General features: G+C 64.8%; 14 protein-coding genes. 12 read left to right on the top strand and 2 right to left on the bottom strand.

Annotated elements, in window-relative coordinates:
* Positions 1-10 precede the first annotated feature (10 nt).
* Complete coding sequence (locus tag H3U90_RS01640; protein WP_198176791.1) at positions 11-1,597, bottom strand: serine/threonine-protein kinase; 1,587 nt, start codon at positions 1,595-1,597, stop codon at positions 11-13.
* 155 nt (positions 1,598-1,752) lie between these two features.
* On the opposite strand from H3U90_RS01640, the gene H3U90_RS01635 reads away from it, so the two are divergent.
* The 12 genes from H3U90_RS01635 (at position 1,753) to H3U90_RS01580 (ending at position 20,385) form a co-directional block, all read left to right on the top strand.
* A complete protein-coding gene (locus H3U90_RS01635; protein WP_198176790.1) occupies positions 1,753-6,372 on the top strand; it encodes a PD-(D/E)XK nuclease family protein in 4,620 nt (1,539 codons plus the stop codon).
* Positions 6,369-10,409 (top strand): ATP-dependent DNA helicase, encoded by a 4,041-nt coding sequence (locus H3U90_RS01630; protein ID WP_232340527.1) that lies wholly within the window; start codon positions 6,369-6,371, stop codon positions 10,407-10,409. Before H3U90_RS01635 ends, H3U90_RS01630 begins: the two co-directional genes overlap by 4 nt.
* Positions 10,410-10,537: 128 nt before the next feature.
* Positions 10,538-11,278 carry a GNAT family N-acetyltransferase gene (locus tag H3U90_RS01625; protein ID WP_232340528.1) on the top strand — a complete coding sequence of 247 codons (741 nt, stop codon included), beginning with the start codon at positions 10,538-10,540 and terminating at the stop codon, positions 11,276-11,278.
* Positions 11,265-12,575: an MFS transporter gene (locus tag H3U90_RS01620; RefSeq protein WP_198176788.1), complete on the top strand. Its 1,311-nt coding sequence runs from the start codon at positions 11,265-11,267 to the stop codon at positions 12,573-12,575. The genes H3U90_RS01625 and H3U90_RS01620 overlap by 14 nt, the downstream gene beginning before the upstream one ends.
* A 28-nt stretch (positions 12,576-12,603) precedes the next feature.
* Complete coding sequence (dapB, locus tag H3U90_RS01615; RefSeq protein ID WP_198176787.1) at positions 12,604-13,341, top strand: 4-hydroxy-tetrahydrodipicolinate reductase; 738 nt, start codon at positions 12,604-12,606, stop codon at positions 13,339-13,341.
* 523 nt (positions 13,342-13,864) lie between these two features.
* Entirely contained in the window at positions 13,865-14,083 is a 219-nt protein-coding gene (locus H3U90_RS01610; RefSeq protein WP_198176786.1) for a hypothetical protein, read from the top strand.
* 147 nt (positions 14,084-14,230) lie between these two features.
* Complete coding sequence (locus H3U90_RS01605) at positions 14,231-14,695, top strand: hypothetical protein (RefSeq protein WP_198176785.1); 465 nt, start codon at positions 14,231-14,233, stop codon at positions 14,693-14,695.
* Positions 14,696-14,805: 110 nt separating this feature from the next.
* Positions 14,806-15,375 carry a DUF805 domain-containing protein gene (locus tag H3U90_RS01600; protein ID WP_198176784.1) on the top strand — a complete coding sequence of 190 codons (570 nt, stop codon included), beginning with the start codon at positions 14,806-14,808 and terminating at the stop codon, positions 15,373-15,375.
* A 41-nt stretch (positions 15,376-15,416) separates the two neighbouring features.
* Complete coding sequence (locus H3U90_RS01595; protein ID WP_198176783.1) at positions 15,417-16,217, top strand: hypothetical protein; 801 nt, start codon at positions 15,417-15,419, stop codon at positions 16,215-16,217.
* Between the two features lie 456 nt (positions 16,218-16,673).
* Complete coding sequence (locus tag H3U90_RS01590) at positions 16,674-17,318, top strand: hypothetical protein (RefSeq protein ID WP_198176782.1); 645 nt, start codon at positions 16,674-16,676, stop codon at positions 17,316-17,318.
* Between the two features lie 239 nt (positions 17,319-17,557).
* Entirely contained in the window at positions 17,558-18,469 is a 912-nt protein-coding gene (gene dapA, locus H3U90_RS01585; RefSeq protein ID WP_198176781.1) for a 4-hydroxy-tetrahydrodipicolinate synthase, read from the top strand.
* Between the two features lie 62 nt (positions 18,470-18,531).
* Positions 18,532-20,385, top strand: coding sequence for a ribonuclease J (locus H3U90_RS01580; RefSeq protein ID WP_198176780.1), 1,854 nt, complete (start codon positions 18,532-18,534; stop codon positions 20,383-20,385).
* A gap of 88 nt (positions 20,386-20,473) precedes the next feature.
* Here the strand turns inward: H3U90_RS01580 and H3U90_RS01575 are convergent, their stop codons facing one another.
* Positions 20,474-21,538, bottom strand: coding sequence for a 2,3-butanediol dehydrogenase (locus H3U90_RS01575; protein WP_045935109.1), 1,065 nt, complete (start codon positions 21,536-21,538; stop codon positions 20,474-20,476).
* Positions 21,539-21,644 lie beyond the last annotated feature (106 nt).

Below are 21,644 nucleotides of genomic sequence, written 5' to 3'. Positions count from 1 at the left end.
CACCGAAGGCTCATTGGACGGCGCAGATGATCGTGGGTTCCTGGGACATGCTCCTGTCGGCCCGCACCAGGGTGACGCTGATGCAGGTCTGACCCCCCTGTGGGCTGTCGATACGGGCGGCCGGCTGTCGGGTCTGCACGCTGCGGCCACGGTCTCCGGTGCCGCCCTGATCCAGGGGATGCCAGACATAGGTGTCTCCCGGTTTGGGGTCGGGATTGGCCCAGGTGAAAACTGCCGTGGTGCCTTGGTAGCGGCCTTGGCCCTGGGTGGGTGAGGGAACCGGGCCCTCCTGCAGATCCTGGGGGTCGCTCGAATCCGTCGGGTCCGGGGACTGCGCCTGTCGGGATTGGGCCTGGGAAGAACCTGTAGTAGTCGGCTGTGAACCACGCTCGGATCTGTTTGGCAGGCCGACAACCAGGGCCCAGACCAGTACCAGGGCCAGGATGACAGCGAGGATCAGTCCCAAAAGGACCACACGGCGGCGGCCGCCAAAAAACCGCTTGGCCTGGCTGCCTTCATGGTCGGCGAACGCATCCCTGTCTGGGCGCAGACGCGGTTGGGAGCTGGCCCGTGCACCAGTCCAGGGGTGGCCGGATTCCTTATTCTCTGGTCGCTTTCCCCCTCGGCCTGCAATGGGTCGGCCAGCAATGTCTCCGGTCCGGGAGTGTGAACGTACATCCTCCGTGGGGTAGGGGCCGATTCCCTCGCCGATGAAGGGCGTTGCATGGCCGTAAAGCTCTTGTTGGACCTCCTGGAGGGCCCGCCCGAACTCCAGCGCCGAGTAGTAGCGGTCGTCCCGGTCATGGGCCATGGCCTTCTCCAGGACGGCGGCCAGCATAGGGGAGGCCTCGCCCATGTGCAGAACCGGGGTTTCCGCTGTCAGGATCAGCTGGGCCAGGTGATCCTCATCCCGGGCCCGGTAGGCATATTCGTAGGGGGAGCGGCCGGCCAGCATGCCGAAGAGCGAGGCCCCCAGGGAGTAGATGTCGCTGGCCTCTGATCCCCCCGAGCGGTTCGCCAGGACCTCCGGGGCCGCCCAGGGTATGGAAAGCCCGCCGGCTCGTTCGTCTCCATAGATGCCTGCGGAAATGCCGAAGTCGGCCAGGACGGGCAGACCCTGGTCGGTGATCAGGAAGTTGCTGGGTTTGACGTCCCGGTGCAGGATTCCGCGTTCATGGGCGCAGCAGAGTGCCGAGGCCATGCGCACCCCCAGGTCCAGCACGCCTTCCTGGTCCATGCCCCCGTGAAGCATGATGGTCTTGCAGCTGCCGCCCGGAGCGTATTCGAGCACCAGGCAATCCCGTCCGTCATCGCTGACCAGCGCCTGGTGGATGCTCAGGATGCAGGGGTGGGTGGAGAGCTTGGCCAGGGTCTTGGCCTCCCGCAGAAAGAGCTGATGGGTCTGCTGGTCCATGCTGCCTTGGAGGGCCACCTTGACCGCAACGGGTCGGTTGAGCCCCTCCTGCTCGTACAAGTAGACGGCGGCGGTGCCTCCCAGGTCCAAGGGGCGCATAAGCCGCAGCCCGGGCAGCGTTGGCGCCTGGTCCATGGATGGGACCGCACCCGGGCGCCGGGCCTGGGAACCATTCTGCTGCAAGGGACATCACCTCCTAAGGAATGCCTGGGAACTGCTATCCACGATAACAGCACGCCGCTCCCGATCGGTCATCCTTTCAACCTCCCAAGAATGGTCCCGGACCAGCGGCTTCCGGGGCCTGCGGATGGACCATGCCGGACCCTATTCTTGTAGCTATGAGCAAGCAGCCACCGGTGGATCCGCAAGAGGCCATGGAACCGGTCCGCGCCCTTATCGGCGATCGGCTCCGGAATGGGGAGGGTCGGCCCACCCGTGCCCTGGTGGTGGCTGGTCCTCCCCGCAGCGGCAAGACCAGGCTGGCCACCCGGGCCCTGCTGGCCGGCATGGAACGGTTCGGCGACGGTGCCAGCATGGCCGTATCAGGTAGGACCGCAGCCGACCAGGTCAGCCGCCAGGTCATTCTTGAGCGGGGCAGGTCCGACCGTACCCGACCTGTGGGCACCCTGCAGGCCCTGGCCTTCCGTCTGCTGACACGGTCCCGGCTGGCCCAGGGAGGGCGCGATCCGCTTCTGCCCAGGCTGCTCAACGGCGCCGAGGAGGATGCCCTGCTCAGGCAGGTCATGACCGTCCACCTGGAGCATGTCCAGGCCGGGGACGACTGCGCGGTCTGCCGACTCCTGGAACGCTACTTTCGCAACGGGGCGGGCTGGTCCTCCGTCCTGGTCGGCGACGGACAGGGCCGGGTCGTAGGGGTCGCCGACAGGTTCATCGCCCAGTTGCGGGACATGTTCGCCCGCATGACGGAATTGGGCCTGGACAGGGGGGACCGGGATCAGCTTCTGGATGCCCTGGCCGTCCAACCCATGGACCCCGACCGCCGCGATCGGCTGGGCCTGCAGTGGCGGCTGGCCTTCGCCCTGGATGACGAATACCGCCAGAGCATCACCGAGAGCTACCCGGATGAATTCCGTCTGGACCCCTCCATGCTCATGGTCGAAGCCTCCCGCAGCCTGGATGGACTGGCTGATGACGACCTGCCCGACCTGTTGGTCGTGGACGATTGGCAGGACGTCACCCTGGCCGGGATGGGCCTGCTGCAGGGGTTGAACCGGGCCGGTTGCCGACTTCTTCTGGTGGGCAATCCCGACCAGTCGGTCCAGTCCTTCCGTGGCTCCTATCCGGAATTTCTGGCCACTCGTCTGACGACCCTGGCCAAGCCTGTGCCAGGTGACGCCGCCCCCCTTCTGGCCCAGGACTTCGCCTGCCTGGGCGCCGCCACCCTGACCCTGAAACCCCGGAGGATGGTGGTTCCGAAAGCAGTCGAAGAACATACCGAAGGCCGCCAGGGTTCAGATTCGGCGGCTCCGGGTTCCTACGCCGACCTGGTGGCTGCCAGGGTCAGCCTGGGCATCGCCGGGGTTGAGGAGGACGATACCCCCCTGCCTGCCAGACCCGGCAAGCTGCCCGCCTGGCCCGGCGCCGGACCGGTGGCGCCTCTGACCGACGGCGACAGTCTTGTCCGCGACGGCAGCGTGCAGACCAGGCTCTTCCACACCCCCGACCAGGAGGACGACGACCTGGTCTGGCAGATCAAGCACGAGTTTCTGGCCGAGAAGCGTGACTGGAACGACATGGCCGTCGTCGCCCACGACAACATGACCCTGCGCACCCTGGGCCGCAAGCTGCGCGTTCAGGGTGTGCCGGTGCGCTTCTCCTCGGTGACCCGTCCGCTCAGCCAGGAGCCTGCCATCCAGGGTCTCTTTGCCCTGGTCGAGCTAGCCCAGTCGGTACTGGATCCCACTACCGTCGGAAGCGACCCTCACGATCCTGCCCAGGTGGCCGCCTGGATCCGTTCGCGCCTTCGCACCCTGATGGCCGGCCCCCTCTTCCGGGTTCCCGCCACCGCCGCTCGTGCAGAGCGTCCCGTCAGAATGGAGCGCCTGGAGTCCATCCTGGAGACCATGGCCGCATTGGCCCCCTTGTCCGGCCAGCAGGGGAGCAAAGCGGAATCGCCGGGCTCCTTGGACGACCTGCCGCTCCTTGGACAGGCCTGGCAGACCTGGGTGGAGGACCTGGCCGAGCGGCGGGCTCAGCGGGACCGTTCATCCGGCATCAGCGTCGACGACTCCCTGTTGACCAAGCACGATTCTTCCCAGCCAGGGGTCGGGTCTGGTCCCTTCTCCACTGCCTCGGCCCCCGACCAGCCGGTGGACCTGGGCGACCGGGATGCTCAACGGCCGGCCATTCTTTCTGTTCAGGCCCTGGAGACCCTGCTGGTTCTGGACCCGGATGGCCGATCCTCGGGAATCATCCTGGAGGCCATGACCGCCATCGCAGGAGGTCGCCGGGAGGATCCCGACGTACAGGTCCTGGACAAGGCCCTGCAGGTTCTGCGTCTGACGGCCACCCGCATCAGCGCCCTGGAGGACCGTCAGCCCCAATACGTGCTCTGGGAGGCCTGGCGAAGTCTGAACCTGGCCGACGACTGGCAGCGAAGAGCCCTGATGGCCACCCAGGAGGGGGAGGAGGCCAACGACCGTCTGGACGCGCTCATGCGGCTCTTCCAGTACGCGGCCGGCTCCCGTCGTTTCCCCACGGTCGAGGCCTTCATGGACCAGGTGCGCACCATGCAGATCGAGGCCGACTCCCTGGCGCGGATCGGGCCCATCGAGCACGCCGTCACCCTGACCACACCCGCCGGCGCTGCCGCCCTGGCCACCGACTGGCCCCTGGTCTGGCTACCCGCCGTCCAGGACGGGGTCTGGCCCAATCTGATTCCCCGCGACACCATGTTCGGAGCCGAGGAGCTGGCCGACCTGGTCCTGCACAATCGCATCGGCGACCCCCTGGCGGACACGCTCAGCCACGATCCGGCCCTGCGCTCCATCCTCTACGCCGAGAAGAAGGGCTTTCTGGAGGCACTGACCCGGGCCCGAACCCAGGTGCGCATCAGTGCGGTCTGGAACGATGACCTGGTTCCTTCGGACTTCCTCTACGGCTACCTGCCCGAACGCTATCCACGCACCGCCGATATGAGTCAGGCCGAGTTCAGCATGGTCGGCGCTGGCTCAGGCGGCAGAGAGCGCTACGGGGGGCTGGAGGTGTCTGCCAGGGGTCTGACGGCGGCCGCCCGATCCATCCTGGCTGTCCAGGCGTTGCTTCCGCATGACCAGATTGACCGTGACCGGGTGGACGATGCCGTACAAACCTTGCGGTTGCTGGCCTATCAGGGTCAGGATTCGGCCGATCCACGGCATTGGCCTTTCCTCTACAACAATGGTGAGGAGGGTGCCGCCGAGCCCACATTGGATCAGCATGTCCCAGACGAGCAGTCCACGGTTGGGCCGGCCTCGGATCGGCATGCCCCAGATAAACAGTCCGCAGTTGGCCAAGTCCCGGATAAAGAGGTTTCGGTTGAACAGGCCGCCGGGTCAAGGACTGTGGCCGCTGCCGCGGGCGTCGCATCGGTTACTGAAAGAGACCATGCCTCCCGGCCCGCGCCTGCTTCCATCAATCAAGCCGGTCAGGCAGATCTAATACAAGACCGTGACCGGGGCCATGAGCAGCGCCATGAACACCGATCAGACCGCCAGGTGGTCCTTCTCTCGCCCTCGGCGGTCGATGCCATCTGGAACTGTCCGCTGGAGTGGGCCCTGGGCGATCAGTTCTCCGGCCCATCCCCATCCAGGGTGCCTACGGAGTTCGGCTCCCTGATCCACAAGGTGGCCAGCGAGGGCACAGCCCAGGGCCTGGACCGTCCAGGCCAGGGCGATCCGGACGCCCGCCAGCAGCAGGTGCGGAATGCACTCCTGGGCATCTACCAGGATCTGGCTCCCCAGGAACAGCGGCTGCGGGACCCGGACGAGCTCTATGACCAGCGCGGCCGCAGCAGCCGGGTGGAGTCCATACTGGACAACCTGGCCTCTTATTTCGTCCGCTCCTCGGATTCCGAATACGGCCTGGAGGGCAAGAGCCCGGTCCCGGTCGGCGACCTGCTGGGGGTGCAGAGCGAGCGCTCCTTCGATGTCAGCCTGTCCGTGGAGGAACTGGTCCCTCTTTGGAAGGCCACCTTCCCCGATAGGCCCTTGGATGCCGATGGGCTCTTCGCACTGATGTCCGGCCTGGTCGACGGCTTCCCCACAGCCCTGGATGCCAGGACGACGGTCAGGCTGACCGGCCGTATCGACCGTCTTGAGGTCAGGTCCCTGCCCGAGGGCATCCGTTTGCGGCTGGTGGATTACAAGACCGGCAGAGTCCCCTATACCCAGGGACAGCTCTTCAACGATCTGCAGCTGGTCTGTTATCAACTGGGCCTGGCCTTCCCGCCCACGCCCGGCAGCAGCCCGGAGGTGGGGGCGGCCTGGAGTCTGCCCCAGACCCCCGATCTGGAAAGGACCGAGGGGATGAAGCTGAGCCAGTCCCTGCTCCTGCAGCTGCAGACGCCACCCAAGGATGCACAAACAGGGCTGCGCCGGGAGGAGATGGCTTACCAGCCGCCACTGTTCGAGCGCGACAGGCTGGTCACCATCGCTCAGCCCAGAACCGGCATGCCCTCCCCGCTCAAGTCCAAGGCAGAGCCTGCGGACCTGCCTGATCAGGTTCCGCCTGGGGTGGATGCGGACCTGTGGGCCATGGTCCGGGCCGCCCGGGTCTCCTCCCAGGCTGTATGGGGCCTGACCATGATAGCCAGGGTCTTCTTCGCTGCCGGGGTCAAGCTGACGGCTGGCCGGGATGACGCGGTCTTCGACCCTGCCCGCTGCCATCGGGCCGGCAATGGTCAGGAATGTCAGGCATGGCAACTGGTGGCGCCCAATCTACTGGAGGATCAGGAATGAAGCAGACTGCCGAACAGTCCGCCATTGTCGATGCGGATGTGAACGAGGATCTTCTGGTGGTGGCCGGTGCCGGCTCGGGCAAGACCATGACCATGACTAGCCGGATCATCGCCCTGATCCGCCGGGGAGTGCCCTCCGAGCAGATTCTGGGGTTGACCTTCACCCGTAAGGCCGCCTCCGAGCTCCAGTCCAGGGTGGGTGCGGCGGTCATTCGACGCGATCAGGGCAGAGGCGCCTCGGCCGTAGATCCCGAACGCAACTTCCTCAAGCCGACCGTGTCAACCTATGACGCCTTCTTCCAGTCCATCGTGCGCCAGTACGGCCTGCTGGTGGGCATGGATCAGGACACCCGTCCCCTGAGTTCGGCGGGAGCCTACCAGTTGGCCTCCCAGGTGGTCGCCGACCATCTGGATCTGATCTTTCCTGCCGGCGCCTCGGCGCAGGATGGCGACTCCGACGACCTGGGCTCCGCCACCTTCTCGACGACCGTCAACCGGGTTCTGGGGCTGACCGGGGCGGTGACCACCTCCATGATCAGCAGCGACTGCCCGGATTTCGACCAGGCTGTGGAGCGGATCCGCGCCTGGGACCGCGCCTTTGTGGATCGTTCGGACCGGCTCATCGGCGACCAGCCCGTGCCGGCCACCGAGCCCACAGTCAGCACCTCACCGCCCAAGCGAAGCAAGAAGGAGACCGACGAGCACTATCAGGGTAAAATCAAGGACTTCCAAGACAAGCGGCAGAGCATTCGCCTCCACCGGGTGGATGCCATGCGACGGGCCGTCCTGACACGCGAGAAGCTGCTGACCCTGGTCCAGGACTACCAGCGGGCCAAGCGTCAGGCCAACATGGCCGAGTTCGGCGACTTCACCCTGGCCGCCTTCCAGCTGGTCGAGCGTTTCCCCTCCATCAGCGCCCAGCTGCGACGCCGCTACAGCCACGTCTTTCTGGATGAATACCAGGACACCTCCACCACCCAGGCCCTGCTTCTGGCGGCCATCTTCCATCCGCAGCGTCTCAAGGAGGATCAGGGGAGTGCTGACCAGGCTCCCGGCAGGTCGGCCGTGACCGCCGTGGGCGACCCCTTCCAGTCCATCTATGCCTGGCGCGGGGCCAGTCCCGGGGCCTTCCGCACCTTCCAGGCCCAGTTCGGCATGCTGGCCGACCGACCCGACTCCGGCAGCGGCCCCTTGTCGGGGGTGGCAGCCTTTGGGCGATCGCAAGACCAGGACCCGCTGACCCTGTCGCGCACCTTCCGCAACTCCAGCTGGGTGCTCAAGGCCGCCAACCAGCTGACCGTCCCTCTGCGCCATCGGGGCCAGGAGAGCCGATCGGAGACGGAACTGCGCGAGGTGGACGTGGCCAGGCTCCGTCCCCGTGAGGATGCCGACCCGGGTACCGTGGGCCTCCTGGGCTACAGCACCGGCGGCCAGGAGATCGATGGCGTGGTCAGGTTCGCCCTCAGGGCCCGCGAGCTCTATGGCAATCAGGGCGACGCACCGCACGTGGCTGTTCTCTTCCGCTCCAAGGCCGCCCTGCCCAGGTACCGTCAGGCCCTGGAGGCCGCAGGGCTGAGCTGCCAGGTCGTCGGGTACTCCTCCCTCTTCGACAGGCCCGAGGTCATGGACCTTAGAGCCCTGCTCTCCCTGATCTGTGACCATACCGACAGCGATTCCCTGATGCGTCTGCTGGCCTCGGCCCGGTTCGGCATGGACGCGGCCGACCTGAGCGCCCTGGCCTCCCTGGCCGCCAAGGTCAACGAGGACAGCCAGTATCGGGCCCTGGTCCGTGCCGGCCTGGTCGAGTCCGATTCCGATCCGCGCCGTCGTCGTGAGGATCTGCACCGTTACCGTGACCAGGTCCCCAACGACGTCTTCCTGGTGGACCTGCTGCTGCGTGACGATCTGCCAGACCTCTTGGAGAACTCCGGGCTTTCCCCCAGGGGACGGGTCCTGGCCGCCGAGGCCGCCCGGGTCATCTGCCAGGTCCAGGCCGAGTCCTCGGCCCCCCTGCGTCAGGTGGTCATCGCCGCCATCCGTGCCCTGGACCTGGACGTGGACCTGGTGCTGGCCCGCTCCCTGGCCAATCCTGAACGTCCTCTGGAGCCCAGTCAGGCCAAGGCGGGCATTCAGGCCCTGCTGGACCAGGTGGATGTCTACCTGTCCGAGCTGCCCCAGGGCCTGGGGCCCAGCCTGCGCGGGTTCGTCTCCTGGCTGTCCTCCCTGGACCAGAGCCCCGAAATGCCCACTGACGGGGACGACCGACAGGCCGACGTGGCCCTGATGACCGTTCACCAGGCCAAGGGTCTGGAATGGGATGCCGTGGCGGTGGTCGGGCTCAAGCGTGGAGCCTTCCCAAGCAGCCAGGGCGACCGGCTCACGGTCAAGCCCGCCTTGGACCAGCCGGTGGTCCAATCCCCGGACGGCCCGGTCTACCAGTACAACTGCACGGCCCGTACCTGGCTGGTCGATCCCCAGGCCGTGCCGGTGCCGGTCCGGGCTGATGCCATGATCCTGCCCCGCTTCCCCCACGACGCCCCCCTGGGAGCCGACCCTGAGGACCTGCTGGGTCGACTGGACCTGGCGGGCCTGGAGGAGGAGGCCACGGGCCTGTCCCGGGAGAGCGGACTGGACGACCAGGCCCGCCAGGTCCGGGCCGATGCCATCGCCCCCTCTCAGCGCGAACAGTACGGCCGTCGGCTGCTGGACGACGAGCGACGGCTGATCTACGTGGCGGCGACAAGGGCCCGGCATGACCTGCTGCTGACCTTCAGCCAGGATTCCCAGGCGGAGGCTGCCGCCCTGAACACGTCGGCTCCGGACCCGGATAAGGCCTCCAACTTCTGGACCGAGCTGGTGGAGCTCTTCCAGGAAGAGCCCGATGCGGTCAAGCTGGAGCAGACAGAGGATGCCCAGGAGGGCCAGCCAACGCCGCCCTTGGGGCTCTTTGTCGGTGAGCATGCCCAGTCCTACCGCCAGGCCATTGTCAACCGTGCCCTGGAAGAGGTGGACCAGGTCGCCGCCCGCGACGGCCAGCGGGATCAGGCGCTATGGCCCCCGGTCCTGAATGCGCGCACACGCGCAGCTTTGAATCGCTCGGCCGCCTGGGTGCGCGCCGGAAAACCGGGCAACCCCGCAATGCCTGAGGAGGGCGATGACGGGCTTTACGCCAATGCGGTCCGCGTCCTGCAGGTCAGCACCGGCCGTCTGGGGGTCGCCGACGACCAGCTGCTTACGGACCTGGATCTGCTGCGGCGCACCGGCCGTCGGATTCTGGGGCATGGGGCTAGCAGCGTCACCGCCATCCAGGCCGGTTCGGCAGGGGGCGATCCCAAGATGGAGAGGGACTACTGGCAGGGGCTGGTCAGGCCCATACCCCAGGTGGCCTCCCCGCAGGCCGAGGCAGGCACCCGCTTCCACGACTGGGCCAGGCGCTTCATCCTGCCCGAAATCTCCGCCCCCCAAGGACTGGTGGACCTGCCTGATCAGGCGGAAGCACCCAACCTGCTCGATGGCCCACTGGGTCCTGGGGCCATGGCTGAGCGGGCCCGCATGCTGGCCGGGCTTGACCAGGAGCGGGAGTCCCTGGATTCCAAGGCCGATCCCGTTAAGGCCCATCTGCTGACCTGGGAGCAGCGGTTGGCCGAGTCCGACTGGGCAGAGCGCACCCCCGTCTGGGTGGAACGGCCCATCGTGGCGGTGCTGGCCGGCTCCATCGTCAAGGGCAAGCTGGATGCGGTCTTTGCCGGCGGACTGGACCCTGATCGCCCGGATCTGCGCTACACCATCGTGGACTGGAAGACCGGAGCACGACCGCACGGAGAGGAGTCGACCAACCGCCGTCTGGTCCAGTTGGACTTCTACCGGCTGCTCCTGTCACGCTTGGAGGGTATCGGCCTGTCGACCATCGACGCCTGCCTTTATTATGTAAGCGAAGACCGGCCCCAGGATCGACTCATCAGGGCCCGTGCCAGGACCGAAGAAGAAATTCTCGCAACCCTGGCCGAGGGCATACCCGAGCAGTCGGACGAGGACTGAGTCTGCGGCAGACCCCGCCAGACAAGGGCGATGGGTGCCGCGCATCAGCAATCATGAACAGCAGGCGATCGGCGGACGGCCAAGGGCCGTCGTGGGGCCGGGCACGCCCGAATGGAGCAATGAGACAGATGACTACGTCCAGTAATCACGACCAGGCCTCCCGGCGGAAGGGGAGCGTGGCAATAAGACCCATGGTCTGGGCGGATATGCCCGACCTGGTGGGGACCTTCGACGCCACCTGGAAGGTGCAGGAGGATCCCGAGGGGACCGTGTCCCGGCTGAGCGCCGCACATTTCATCCTGCACTATCTGGTGGGTGCCACCAGGGCACGGATAGCCGTCGATAGGCAGGACTTCCTGGGGGTGACCCTGCTGGCCGAGGGGCGCGGCGAACCCTGCTTCCCCCAGGCCCAAGCGGAGCTGGAGCAGGTGGACCAGCAGCTGTCCGCCACGACGCTGGGCGCTCAGACCCTGGACCGGGCCCGCCAGTGGCAGCTGACCGAGGTCAAGCTCGAGGAGAAGTGCGGTCTGGCCGTCCCGCCCCAGGCTGAGCTGAGGCTCTTCCTGGTCTCCAGCCGTGCCCGGGGCCGCGGCGTGGGCGGTGCACTGTGGCGTGACACCTTGGAGCATCTGGACCAGGCGGGCATCGAGCGCTTCTACCTGCATACGGACTCCTCTTGCGATGTGGGCTTCTACGATCACAAGGGCATGGAGCGGCTGGCCGAGCTCAAGGGGCGGGACCATGCAGCCTTCGCCGGGCGCGACCCTTCCGGCGACCCGCAGTTCTTCGAGGGAATCGACGACATCTTCATCTACGGCGGCCGTGTGAGCGACCAGCTGGGCAAGGACGGTGATCATGGCGTCCGCTAAATCCCCCTTCCTGCGCCTGTTCACCTATCCGGGCGCCGCCGGCTTCTGCCTGTCGGCCGTTCTGGCCCGCCTGCCCCTGGGCATGATGGGTCTGGGCATCGTACTGGCCTTGAACCACATCTATGACAACTGGACCTCGGCCGGTCTGATGAGTGCCGTCTACACGCTCTGCGCGGCCCTGGTCACCCCCTTCTACGCCCGCCTGTTCGACCGGTTCGGCCAGCGTCGGGTCGGGGTGACCGCCCTGATCGTGCAGGCTCTGGCCATCCTGGGATTCGCCGTGGGCGCCATGCGCCGGGTTCCCCTGGGTGTGCTCTTTGTACTGGCGGCTCTGATGGGCCTGACCCAGTTCGCCTTCGGAGCCCTGGTGCGCACCCGCTGGGCCTGGGTGCTGCGCGACGACAAGACCAACCTGCTCAACACCGCCTATGCCCTGGAGTCGGGGCTGGACGAGTGCGTTTTCATCCTGGGGCCCATCCTCTCCGCCTACCTGGCCACCTCGGTCAGCCCGGTCTCCCAGCTCTACCTGCCTGCCCTGGCCCTGCTGATCGGCGGACTGACCTTCTTCGCCATGCGTTCGACCGAGCCTCCGGCCGTCGTTCGCATGGAGGCCGTCAGCCAGTCTGCGGCGGATCATTCCCCGGTGGATGCCCACGGGGACGTCCTGCCGAGTGATACTGACGGCCACCAGGGCTCCCGCTCGGCTCTGGTCTACCCGGGCATCCTCCTGTTGGTCGTGATTTTCGTCGTCTTCAACATGAGCTTTTCGGCGGTGGACGTCTCGGTGACCGCCCTGACCAAGTCCATGGGCCGCGAGGGTGCTGTAGGCCTGCAGCTGGCCCTGTTCGCCCTGGGCTCCCTCTGCGGGGCTCTGATCTTCGGCTCGGTCAGGCTCAAAGGATCCCGCTGGCGCTATCTGGCGACATTCCTTGTGCTGCTGACACTGGGCTACGTGGTCTTCCGCCTGGTCATGGACAACCTGGTCCTGCTGGGGCTGGCCGAGGTGCTGACCGGCCTGTGCGTCTCGCCCATCTTCGCCACCGGCAACCTGATCGTGCGCGAGAACGTGGATGCCCGGGCCCTGACCGAGGGGCTCTCCTGGCTCTCCACCGGCGGATCCATCGGCACCTCACTGGGATCCACCCTGGCCGGTGTCGCCCTGGATCAGTTCGGGCCCCACGGTGGCATGAGCATTCCGGCTGTGGTCACCTGCTGCGCTGTTCCTCTGGCTCTGCTGGGCTGGGCCAGGAGCCGCAGGAGGGGTATGGTCGTGGAAAAGACCGAAAATGCACAGTGAAATGAATTAGGCAAGAAGGAGGCAGCCGATGATCCGCGTATCGGTGCTGGGCGCAGGCGGACGCATGGGAACCGAGGTGGTGCGTGCTCTGAAGGGCGCGCAGGATATGCAGACGGCCCTGCTGCTGGGTCCGGATGACGATCCGGCTGCCATCAATCCGAGCAATACGGATGTGGCGGTCGACTTCACCAGCCCTGATGCCGTCCTGGGCAACACCCTGACCCTGATAGGGCAAGGGGTCCACTCCGTAATCGGTACCACCGGGTGGACCAAGGAGCGCCTGGACCAGGTCAGGCAGGCCTTGGACGAGCATCCCGGACTCAGCGTCTTCATCGCTCCCAACTTTGCCATCTCAGCGGTGCTGGCTGACCGGTTCGCAGCCATGGCAGCCCGCTACTTCGAGTCGGCCGAGGTGGTTGAGCTGCACCATCCCGACAAGGTCGACGCCCCCTCCGGCACTGCTCTGGGAACCGCTTCCGCCATCGCCGAAGCCCGTCGCCAGGCTGGCATGGGTCCCATGCCCGACGCGACCCAACAACCTGATCCCTCCAGGGGCCGGGTGGTTGACGGTGTCCACGTCCATGCCGTCCGGCTGCGGGGACTCAACGCGCACGAGGAGATCCTCATGGGCAATCCCGGCGAGCAGCTGACCATCCGTGCAGACAGCTTCGAGCGTGTCTCCTTCATGCCTGGAGTTCTCCTGGCAGTCCGCCGTGCTGGAAGCATTCCCGGACTGACCGTGGGCCTGGACCACTACCTGTTCTGATGTCCGCAAGAGCATCCCATCTGCAAGGGCTTTTGGGTGACCCGACGCAACAAGGTGTTTCAAGGTGTTTATTTGGTTTGCCGCTTTTCGATGATGCTGGGTAAACCGAACGGCGTCCTGCCGGTTTCGAAGTGGGCGGAGGGAGCCAAATCCTTGACGGCGGCTTCACCCAAGCGTATGGGCATGCCCCTGCTGTGGATGGAGGGATTCGGGCGCTGAGTGTGGTCATCTGCAAAAGCTGCCGGTCTGTATACATATGCGAAGTTCGACAACGAGGTGTTGAAATTCGTTTCTTTCGATCTGGGAAAATCCTCTGTACGGGACCGTTACCCGCGGAATCCGTTCCGTGGCCAAAGACGCTGTAAATGCCTTGAAGTGTCGGGACTATAATCAAAATAAAGGCGGTGTCGGGCGGAAGACGTCGGTGTCTGAGGGCCGTGGTTATTTGAAGCCTTTCTCGCCTATAGCCGGGTCTTTGGGTCCCGTGCTAGCGAAGGTGCAGGGCGAAGGGTGAGTGGTGGTGATGTCAGAGCCGAGCGGCGGGGGTGCTGATGCCGGTGAGGTGTCGGATGACGTTATCGATTGGATTGATAAGGTTGATAAGTTTGCCCTGTCGTGGTTCTTGTCGAGCATGCTCGAGAGAGTTCCGCATGCGCGGCTTGGCGCCGTTGAGTTCTCCCTGGGAGGGGTCCTGTGGAAGACGGTGCTGTACGGGTTGGCCTATGTGGCCGGGTTCGCCTAAGGCTGGTACTACCTGTTTGACCAGGACCAGGATTGGGTGCGTACCTGGATAGTTTGCCTTCTTTTGCTTGCTTTCTTAGCCGGATTTGCTGTTCGGAACCTGTTGGGGCGGTATGAGTATGGAAAGGAGCGTCCGGGGCCTTGGTTTGTGGTGTTGTCTTTCTTGTTCGTTCCGTTGATCGGTGTCATATTCGGGGCTGCCAGTGCTACCCCGGGTGGCGTGTTCCGGTGGGTTCTGGTGTCGGTGGCTGTGCTGGTGGTTGTTGGGGTGTCGGTGTTTCCGGTGGTGATGCGGCTGGTGCGCAACAGGTTTGCGTCGTGGGCGGTGATGGTGGTGTTGTGTGTGGTGCCGTCCTGGATGCTGGTCAAGCCGACGGGGTCGGCTGGTGCGTCCTTGTTCTGGTGCTGCTTGGTGGGCGTCGTCGGCGCCCTGTGGTTCGTGCTGGACATGTTGGGGATCGAGAAGTGCGCGAGCATGCATCGTGATGCGGCCTTCGAGTGGCTGGCGGCCTGGGCGCTGGCGTTCGATCTGACCCTGACGATCGCCTCCATTATTGGAAGCTCCAATTCTTATATGGGAGTCTACAAAGATGACGATGATACCGGCCGGTGACGCCGGGCGGCGGGCTGCGCCATGGGTGTGCCTGCGTCGATGTCGATATCGGTTGTCCCGTCCCGGCGGAGCGTCGGGACGGGTTTATGAAGAAAGGAAAGGTGAGGATTATGGCCAGTGCCTTGTTCTCGAAGAGGCCGCGTCGCGTGGATGTGATGAAGGGGTACGAGCCCATGTACGATGCGACCTTGCAGGAGTGCCTGCAACGGCCCTTCTACCTGTATGCTAGGGGGAAGGGGCGTTCCTGCCGCAAGGAGATGTGGGTTTTCTCCCTGTTCGTCTCGTTCATGGACACCTGCGTGACCCGCGTGTTCTCTTCTGGTCCCTTGGTCGTCATACCGGCGCTGTTCTCCTTGGCGATGCTGGTGCCTATGTATGCCCTGACGGTGCGGCGTCTGCATGACCTGGCCCTGTCGGGGTGGCTGGCGCTCGTCCTCTACGTGTTGATTGTGGTGGGCTTTGGTCTGGTTGTCGGTTCGATGGTGTCGGATACCTTGGAAGGGCTGGATCCGTCCGCTCCTTCGCCCCTGGGGATCATCATCCTCCTTCTGGCCGTGGTCGTCCGGCTGGTCATCATGTGCGTCCCCTCACGTCGCCGTCATCCAGTTGTCGATAACGGAAGCCTCAGTGCGAGTCAGCCCGGCACAGCACAGTACCCAGTGGACCCAAACGGACAGTGACCCCCTGCAGTAGCGGAAAGAGTGAAAGACGAGTGGTGGTGATGTCTGAGTCGAGTGGTGGGCGTGTTGGTGTCGGCGGGGTGTCGGATTGCGCTGGGGATCGGGTTGATGCGTTTGTCCTGTCGTCGATCATGTCGCGTGTGGTCGGGTGTGTCCCGCATGCGCGGCCCGGTGCCCGTGAGTTCTCCCTGGGCGGGGTCCTGTGGAAGACGGTGCTGTACGCGTTGACCTATGTGGCCGGGTTCGCCTGCGGCTGGTTCCTCCTGTTTGACCAGGACCAGGATTGGGTGCGCATGCGGATAGGCCAAGCTACGTTTCCCGTACTGTTCTCTATTTTTGCTGTGGTTGTCCTGTTGGGGCGGTATGAGGATGGGAAGGGGTGTCCTGGGCCTTGGTTTGTGGTGTTGTCGCTTCCGTGCGCTCCGGGGTTCGGTGTCGTATTCGGGTCTGTCGGTCGCAATTCGGGTGGCGTGTTCCGGTGGGTCCTGGTGTCGGTGGCTGTGCTGGTGGCTGTTGGGGTGTCGCTGTTTCCGGTGGTGATGCGGCTGGTGCGCAACGGGTTCTTGTCGTGGGCGGCGATGGTGGTGTTGTGCGTGGTGCCGTCCTGGATGCTGGCCAAGGTGACGGGGTCGGCTGGTGCGTCCTTGTTCTGGTGCTGCGTGGTGGGTGTCGTGGGCGCCTTGTGGTTCGTGCTGGACATGTGGGCGATCGGGAAGTGCGCGAGCACGCATCGTGACGCGGCCTTCGAGTGGCTGGCGGCCTGGGCGCTGGTGTTCGACCTGATCGTGCTGATCGCCTCCCTCCTGGGAGCATCCAAAGATGACGACGATGCCAGCCGATGATGTCGGCTGCGCGGGGAGGGCTGGATCCGTCCGTCCCCTCCGTGGTCAAAGACGATGTCGTACCTTGAAGCGGCGAGTCTATAATCAGGATAAAGGCGGTGTCAGCGGAAGACGCTGGTGTCTGAGGGCCTTGGTTATTCGAAGCCCTTCTCGTCGTTGGCCGGGTCTTGGGGGTCCGTGCTTGCGCAGGAGTAGGACGAACTCCGGCGATGCGGGATGGGAAGAGACCTGCATGAACGACACTGATATAAGAACGGAATCAACGCTCTGGCGGGTCGAATGGCGGATTCGAGGCTTTGAGCGGGAGGGTGGTGTGTGATGGCTGGTGGTGTTTCCGGTTCCTTGCGGCTTCCTGTGGGGAGGTCCTGGCTGGAGAGTGCGTCTTCGGTCATGTCGCGGGTGGCAGGGTGTGCGCGTCATGCGCCCGCGGGTGAGCGTGCCTTTTCCCGTGCCGGCGTGGTGCGCAAGCTGGCGGTGTACGGGGCGGCTTTCCTGGCGGGGTTTGTGCCGGGCTGGGCATTCCTGTACGACCAGGAGGAGCAGTGGGTGCGCGACCGTTTTATACAGTTCGGCCTGGCAGGCATGTTCTCGGCTTTTACGATGTGGTGGTTTTTGGGCCGGTTCGAGGGCCGTGGGGGGCGTCCGGGGTTCTGGTGCCTGGCGCTGACGATGCCGACGATGCCCTGCTGGGGGGTGATGTTCGGCGCGATGACCGGCGCGAATCCGGGGGTGATGCGTTGGGTGTTCGTGTCGGTGGCCGTGCTGGTGGTGGCCGGGGTGACCTGGCTGCGGTTCGTGTCGGATCGGGTGCGTGGCCGTGTGGCGGCGTGGGCGGCTGCGGCCGTGTCGTGCGTGGTGCCGTCGTGGATGCTGTGCCTGCTGTTCGGGGGTTCCCCCCTGTCGTGCCTGCCCTGGTGCGTGGCGGTGGGCGCGACGGGAGCCCTGTGGTTTCTGCAGGACCTGTGGGCGATCGACTATTGCGCGGGCGACGACCGTGACGCCTCCTTCGAGTGGCTGGCGGCCTGGGCGCTGATCTTCGACCTGATGACCCTGGTGGCCGCCCTGGCACGCGGCAGCACCGCCGCACAGGATCAACAATGAGCTTGCCCCGGGATGCTACTCTCTGCTTATAGGCACGAATCGAACGCACATCGTGGGATGCGGAAGGGTGACCGGGCTGGCTCTGCCATCTGGCTTATGCTACTGGGGACCGTCTCTTTCCCCTCTTGTTGATTGGGCAGGGATTGAGGAGGTTCGGCACACGTTGCTTGTCTAAGACTGACAGTGGGGAAAGGGTGTCGCGAAGGTGATGAGTCCCCGTCTGCAAGTAGCGTTGAAGTATGTCTGAGCTCCAAACCCATCTGTTGGACAAGGCCCCATTCGGGCGGGTCGTGCCGGCCATGGTCACCCCCATGAACCATGACGGATCCGTGGATTACGAGGCTGCCGCCAATCTGGCCCGGACCCTGGTGGCCGATGGGGCCGACGGCATACTGGTCAACGGCACCACCGGCGAATCTCCGGCCACCCACATGGAAGAGAAAGTCGATTTGGTACGAGCCGTAAAGGATTCGGTGGACGTGCCGGTCATCTCGGGTGCGGGCTCTAACGACACGGCACACACGGTACGTATGGTCGAGATGATCCAGGAAGCCGGGGCGGATGCGCTCCTGGTGGTCATGCCTTACTATTCCAGACCCTCCCAGGACGGGGTTGTAGCGCATTTCAGTTCCGTCTGCCAGTCTGCGGATCGTCCCATCGTGCTCTACGATGTGCCTGGCCGCACCGGATTGCACGTGACTGTGGATACCTACCGTCGTCTTGCCGAATTGCCGCATGTCGAGGCAGTCAAGGATGCCACTGGCGACCTGGCCTCCATGCCCCGCAAACGCCAGGAGACCGGCCTGACCTGGTACTCAGGCGATGACGGGCTCTATCTTCCCTTCCTGGCCCTGGGCGCGGTCGGCGTCATCTCGGTGATCGCCCATGTGGCATCCGGACCCATGAAGCGCCTGGCCGACGACTTCGATGCTGGCGACCTGGACGGCGCAAGGGATCTGGCCTTGCGTCTGGACCCGCTGGTCCAGGCTCTGAACGGCCAAGGGCAGCAGGCGGTCATGGCCAAGGCCGCTTTGAAAGTGGCCGGCGTCTTGGACAGCACGACGATGAGGCTCCCTAATCTTGGGCCTGGCAAGGACCAGCTGATCCAAGCCGAGAAAGGCATGAAGGCCGCAGGGCTGATGCGTTCCTGACAAGCAACCAAGCGTCGTCCCTGTATCAGGCAGGGGCACAGATGATAGAAACACAAGTGAGAATGGCAAGAAAACAAGAAGAATCAAACACGACCGGCAAGAGCAGAAATCGTCGGTCCTCCTCCAAGAACGGCAAGCAGGGGTCTGGCAGGTCCCGGGGCGAATCCCGCAGCCGCCGCAATGGCGCCATTGCCCGCGGCAAGGGCACTCAGACCGAGCAGCGTCTGGTGGCGCCCCCCAAGTACCGTAAGGGCTCCATGCGTATTGTCCCCCTTGGTGGCTTGGGGGAGATCGGCCGGAACATGAATGTGATCGAGTACAACGGCCACATTCTGCTGATTGACTGCGGTGTGCTCTTCCCGGAGGAGGAGCAGCCGGGCGTGGACCTGATTCTGCCCGACTTCAGTTACATCAAGGACAAGCTGGATCAGGTGGATGCCCTGGTGCTGACCCATGGGCATGAGGATCATATCGGCGGCGTGCCCTATCTGCTCAAGCTGCGTCCTGATATCCCCCTGATTGGCTCCAAGCTGACCCTGGGGTTCGTGGATGCCAAGTGTGAGGAGCATCATCTCAAGCCCACCGAGGTTGAGGTCAAGGGCCGCGACAAGCTCAAGGTGGGCCCCTTCAGCCTGGAGTTCGTGGCGGTCACCCACTCCATTCCTGACGCCCTGGCTGTCTCTGTGCGCACCCCGGCGGGTCATATCATCGACACCGGCGACATGAAGATCGACCCCTTGCCTTTGGACCATCGTCTGACTGACCTGCGGGAGTTCGCCAAGCTGGGTGAGTCCGGTGTGGACCTGCTCATGGTCGATTCCACCAACGCCGAGGTTCCCGGCTTCGTCAAGCCCGAGATCTCCATCGCCCCCGCCTTGGACAAGGCCTTCGCCGAGGCTCAGCGCAAGATCATCGTGGCCTCCTTCTCCAGCCACGTCCACCGGGTGCAGCAGGTGGTCGACGCCGCCCACAAGTTCGGTCGCAAGGTGGTCTTCGCCGGCCGGTCCATGGTCCGCAACATGTCCATCGCCTCCGACCTGGGCTACCTGCACCTGCCCGAGGATACCGTGGTCGACCTCAAGGATGCCCACAGCATCCCGGACGAGAAGATCGTCTACATGTGCACCGGATCCCAGGGCGAGCCCATGGCGGCTCTGGGCCGCATCGCCGACGGGACCCACCGTGACATCACCATCAACGAGTTCGACACGGTCATCCTGGCCAGCTCACTGATCCCCGGCAACGAGCACGAGGTCTACAAGGTCATCAACAAGCTGGTGCGTCTGGGCGCCAAGGTGGTCAATCGAGACAACGCGGCCATCCACGTCTCCGGCCACTCCGATGAGGGTGAGCTGCTGCATTTCTATAACATCGTGCAGCCCAAGTGCGCCATGCCCATCCACGGCGAGAACCGGCACCTGGTGGCCAATGGTCTGATCGCGGTCAAGACCGGCGTGGATCCGCAGAACGTGGTGCTGGCCGAGGACGGTGACGTGGTGGACCTCTACCATGGCCAGGCCGCCGTGGTCGGATCCGTACCCTGCGGATACGTCTATGTGGACGGCGACTCGGTGGGTCAGCTGACCGACGAGGAGCTGGAGCAGCGCCGGATTCTGGGCACCGAGGGCTTCGTCTCCGCCTTCGCCGTGGTCGACACCGAGACCAGCAAGGTCGTTTCCGGCCCCAAGCTCTATCTGAACGCCGTGGCCGAGGATGAGAGCGAGTTCAAGTCCATCAACTCTCAGATAGTCGATCAGCTTGAGGATGCCATGTCCAAGGGGACCACCGGCACCTACCAGCTTCAGCAGATGATGCGACGCACCCTGGGCGGCTGGATCTCCCGCAAGCTGCACCGCCGGCCCATGATCGTGCCCGTGGTGGCCGACATCGCCACCGACGTGCAGCCGCAGGACTGATCGCCACTTCCTGCATACTGAATACCGAAGGCTCCGGTCGCCCAGATGGACGGCCGGAGCCTTCAGTGTTATCAGCAGAAGGGAGCGTTTACATGCTCACGATGATCTTGACGTGGTTTTCCGCGTCCTCACGCAGCGGACGGAAGCCCTTGTCCACGATGTCCTCGACCTTGATCCGGTCGGTGATGAAGGTGGACAGGTCGATGTTCCGGTCATGAATGAGCTTGATGGCGTCGGCGTGATCGTTGGCGTATCCCATGGATCCTGACATCAGCTTCTCGCCGAAGCCCATCTCCATGGTCAGGTTCAAGTTGACGGGCTTGACGTGGATGGCCACGACGACCAGGCTGCCCTGTGCCTTGAGTGCCGACAGAAGCTGGTGGACCACTGGTTCCGCGCCGGCCGCGTCGAAGGCCACATCGGCGCCACGGCCATCGGTCTCGGTCCTGACCCGCTCCAGCAGATCCTCCTTGCTGGGGTCGATGACCAGGTCAGCGGCACCGGACTGCAGGGCCTTGTCCTTGCGGGCATGGGAGAGCTCGGACATGATGACCTTGAGCCCCTTGGCCTTGAGCACGGTTCCCAGCAGCAGGCCGACAGGTCCTGCTCCGCCGACAAGGGCGGTCTGCCCGGGTTCGGTATGGATCAGACGCACGGCGTGGTAGGCCACTGAGAAGGGTTCGATCAGGGCTGCCTGATCCAGGGGCAGGTCGCCCACGGGGAAGACGCGCTCGGCGGCCACCACCATGTGCTCGCTCATGCCACCGCCCCAGCCGTTGATGCCGATGAAGCCCAGCTTGGGGCAGTCATTGTAGTTGCCGGCCTTGCAGGCGGGGCATTCTCCGCAGGCCATCTCGGCCTCGACCACCACGGAGTCGCCCACCTTCATATCGGTATGCACGTCATCGGCGATGGCCTCGATGGTTCCGGAGATCTCATGGCCGAAGACCACCGGCAGGGTCTCCCCGGAAAGAGGGTGCGGGGTGTCTTTGGAGTTGCCGCCGTTTTGCTCGCCGTCAAAGTAGAGGTGAAGGTCGGAACCGCAGATGCCGGTGAAGGCGGGGTGGATCTTGATGGTCCCCGGTTTGAGCTCAGGCTCGGGTACGTCCTCCAGACGTACATCTTCCTTGCCGTAGTACATCAATGCTTTCATATCGTATATCCTCTCTGATATGCGTGTATGCCCTGCACGGACGAAGTTGAATAACCCAACATGACATCCCTGCGGGCGGGTGACGCTCCCTCATTGGAGACCGCCC

Origin of the sequence: Bifidobacterium sp. W8103 (assembly GCF_016100775.1) — a bacterium.
Lineage (GTDB): Bacteria > Actinomycetota > Actinomycetes > Actinomycetales > Bifidobacteriaceae > Bombiscardovia > Bombiscardovia choladohabitans.
Note: the sequence above shows the minus strand (reverse complement) of the source record. Positions and strands in the feature narration are given on the sequence as shown.